This is a genomic window from Microbacterium sp., assembly GCF_036566905.1.
In the GTDB taxonomy this organism is placed as follows: Bacteria; Actinomycetota; Actinomycetes; order Actinomycetales; family Microbacteriaceae; genus Microbacterium.
Map to the genome: position 1 here is coordinate 1 of NZ_DATCVK010000221.1, position 3,288 is coordinate 3,288.

Annotated in this window: 4 protein-coding genes and 1 pseudogene; 2 read left to right on the forward strand and 3 right to left on the reverse strand. The window is 72.0% G+C overall.

The genetic code is table 11. The features are described 5' to 3' along the window. A pseudogene (locus tag VIP82_RS19790) lies at positions 1 to 301 on the forward strand (PLP-dependent aminotransferase family protein); the annotation flags it as partial. Positions 302 to 310: 9 nt separating this feature from the next. Next, positions 311 to 883: a YdeI/OmpD-associated family protein gene (locus VIP82_RS19795; protein WP_331911782.1), complete on the forward strand. Its 573-nt coding sequence runs from the start codon at positions 311 to 313 to the stop codon at positions 881 to 883. 121 nt (positions 884 to 1,004) lie between these two features. Here VIP82_RS19795 and VIP82_RS19800 read toward each other — a convergent pair whose 3' ends face one another. The 3 genes from VIP82_RS19800 to pyrE all read right to left on the reverse strand — a co-directional run bounded on the left by VIP82_RS19800 (position 1,005) and on the right by pyrE (position 3,154). Continuing rightward, positions 1,005 to 1,892, reverse strand: coding sequence for an RNA polymerase sigma-70 factor (locus VIP82_RS19800; RefSeq protein WP_331911784.1), 888 nt, complete (start codon positions 1,890 to 1,892; stop codon positions 1,005 to 1,007). Between the two features lie 10 nt (positions 1,893 to 1,902). Continuing rightward, complete coding sequence (locus VIP82_RS19805) at positions 1,903 to 2,493, reverse strand: carboxymuconolactone decarboxylase family protein (protein ID WP_331911786.1); 591 nt, start codon at positions 2,491 to 2,493, stop codon at positions 1,903 to 1,905. 82 nt (positions 2,494 to 2,575) lie between these two features. Continuing rightward, positions 2,576 to 3,154, reverse strand: a complete 579-nt coding sequence (gene pyrE, locus VIP82_RS19810; RefSeq protein ID WP_308870194.1) for an orotate phosphoribosyltransferase — start codon at positions 3,152 to 3,154, stop codon at positions 2,576 to 2,578. Positions 3,155 to 3,288 lie beyond the last annotated feature (134 nt).

The window sequence follows — 3,288 nt, forward strand, 5'->3', positions numbered from 1 at the left end:
GCTCGCGGCGCTCGCGCACCGCCTGCCCGAGTGCCGCGTGTCGGGCATCGCGGCGGGGCTCCACCTGGTGCTCGATCTGCCGCCCGGCGTGCGCGCGGCCGATGTCGTACACGCGGGCGCCGCCCACGACGTCGCGCTCACGGACCTCCGCCGCTACCGCGTCTCGCCCGACGTGCCCGCGCCGGAGCGACTCGTGCTCGGCTACGGCGACCTCGCCGACCCGCTCGTCGACGAGGCCGTGAGGCTTCTCGGCGACGCGGTCCGCGAGGTCGCCGCGCGGGGGGTCGGCGCCTCCCGATAGGGTCGCCGCATGGGTGCGCTCGACGACGGCGAGATGGTGGAGGCAGTGGATGCCGCGGCGTGGCGCGCGTGGCTGGATGCGAACCATCGCACCTCCCGTGGAGCGTGGCTCGTGCGGGCGCGACCGGGCTCGGGGCTCGAGTTCGTCGCCTACGAGGACGCGATCCGGCAGGCGCTGTGCTTCGGCTGGATCGACGGCCCGGTGCGCTCGTTCGACGAGCAGCGCGGAGGGCTGTGGTTCGCCCCGCGACGCTCCTCGAGCGGCTGGGCGGCGACCAACAAGGCGCGGGTCGTGCAGCTCGAGGCCGACGGCCTGCTCACGGAAGCCGGCATCCGTGCCATCGAACTGGCCAAGCAGAACGGATCGTGGACCGTGCTCGACAATGCCGAGGCGCTGCGCGAGCCCGACGACCTCGCCGCAGCCCTCGATGCGGTCCCGACCGCGCGCAGCGCGTGGGACGCCTTCCCGCCCTCGGCCCGCAAGATCGGTATCGCGAGCGTCGACTCGGCCCGCCGGCCCGACACGCGCGCCGCACGCATCACGAAGGTCGTCGCGGATGCCGCCGAGGGGAGGCGCCCGTGATGATCTCGTCGGCCGAGCAGACGCTGCTGCTCTCGATCTCCGCGCTCATCGCACTGACCGCGCTGGTCATCGTGGTCTGGCAGCTGTGGCGCGGGCGCGGACGCGGCGACTGATCACACGATCAGCGGGCGACCTCCGCCTCCACGTCGAGCCAGCCGAGCTTGTCGGGGTTGGCGATCGAGTAGATCCGCGTGATGCGGCCGTCCTCGACGGTCAGGCTGACGACACCGGCGAGCTGACCGTCGAGCTCCACCCGGATCCCGGGCTGGCCGTTGACCCAGGTCGCCGATGCCACGAGCGTGCCCTCGACCTTCGACATGCCGCCGATGAGGTAGCGTGCGAGGCGTTCCGCGCCGACGACCGGACGCCGCGCCGCACCACGCACCTTGCCACCGCCGTCGGCGACCGACACGACTTCGGGCGCGAGCACGTCCATCAGCCCTTGCAGGTCGCCCGTGTTGAGCGCCGCGACGAGCCGTTCGACCGCCTCCTCGTGCTCCGCGGGCACGACGCGCACACGCGGTCGCCGGGCCGCGACGTGGTCCTTCGCCCGGTGCGCGATCTGCCGCACGGCCGCCGGAGTCTTGCCCACGGCATCCGCGATCTCGTCGTACGGCACATCGAACACCTCGCGCAGGACGAAGACCGCCCGCTCGGCGGGGCCGAGCGTCTCGAGGACGGTGAGCATCGCGATCGAGAGGTTCTCGGCGAGCTCGACGTCTTCCGCGACGTCGGGGCTCGTGAGCAGCGGCTCGGGGAGCCACTCGCCGACGTAGTCCTCTCGGCGCCGCGACACCGTGCGCAGGTGGTTGAGCGCCTGGCGCGTCACGATGCGCACGAGGTAGGCGCGCGGCTCCTGCACGGTGTCGTGGTCCACCGCGGCCCAGCGCAGCCACGACTCCTGCAGCACGTCCTCGGCGTCGGCCGCCGAGCCGAGCATCTCGTACGCCACCGTGAACAGCAGGTTGCGGTGCTCCACGAAGGGATCGTCGACGTGAGCGGTGCTCATGAGGGCGAGCCTACGCGCGGGCCGCGACGGCCGGCCGCTGGGCCAGCGGCGGCAGGCCGCACGAGTCCGCGAACTCCTCCGAGCGGATGCCGAGCGCCACGTTCATGCGGGCCGACATGTTCATGAACGCCACGCGGGCTGCCAGCTCGATGAGGCCGGCTTCGCCGAGCTGCGCGAGCAGTGCGTCCGACAACTCATCGGTCACTGCCGGCGGCGTCTGACTCGCCGCCTCGGCGTACTCCATCACCTGGCGCTCGAGCGGCGTGAAGACCGTCGACTCGCGCCAGCGCGGGACCTCGCGGACCTTGGCCGCGTCGACGCCGCGGTTGTGCGAAGCGAAGTAGTTGAAGTCGAGGCAGAAGCTGCAGCCGATGGTCGCGGCCGCCGCCATCGCGGCGTACGTCGCCAGGTTCGGGTCGAGCTCGTGCCAGTGCTCGACCTTCTGCCCGATGCCCATCGAGTCCTTCATGACGGCCTTGTGGTGCCACAGCACGCCGACCGAGTCGGGCACACGGCCGATCATCTTCCGGGCCGCCGCCTTGACCAGGGCGCCGTAGACGCCGGTGACCTCGGTCGCGGGGATGCGGGTCGTCTCAGTCATGTCTTCCTCCGTGTCGTGGGAACGAGTCCTTCGACATGGAGACACCGGCCGGCGCCGCCGTGTGACATCTCGGCGGGAAGAACTACTGCGGTTCGAGCCCGAGGTCGTCGAGGTCGATCGCCGCCAGCCACTGCAGGCCCTCGGCCTCGACGGCGGCCTGCGCCCCGGTCTTGCGGTCGACGATGACGGCGACGGCGACGGGCTCCGCTCCCTCGCGGCGCAGCGCCTCGACGGCCTTGAGTGCGGACTGACCCGTGGTCGAGGTGTCTTCCAGCACGACGACGCGCTTGCCCGCGACATCCGCCCCCTCCACCTGGCGCCCGCGGCCGTGGTCCTTGGGCTCCTTGCGCACCACGAACGCGTCGAGCGGCATGTGCGTGCGGGCGGACTCGTGCATCACCGCGTTCGCGATGGGGTCGGCGCCGAGCGTGAGCCCGCCCACGGCCACGATGCCGTCGACGTCGCGGATGAGGTCGAGCATGATGCGCCCGATGGAGGGCGCGGCCCGGTGGTCGAGGGTGAGCTTGCGCATGTCGACGTAGTACGTCGCCTTCTTGCCGCTCGAGAGCGTGAAGTCGCCGTGGAACACCGCCTCGTCCTGGATGAGGGCGATCAGATACTGGCGATCGGCTTCGAGCGCGGGCGTGGAGGCGACGGTCATGACCTCGAGTCTATTGAGAGGACGGATGCCGCGCCCGGTGTCGCCGACGGGCATCGACGCGGTTCCCCGCCCGGGCCACGCGGATCGGCAGCCGCGGGGCGATCACTCGGCGAGCGGGCGGCCGGTGAGCGCGG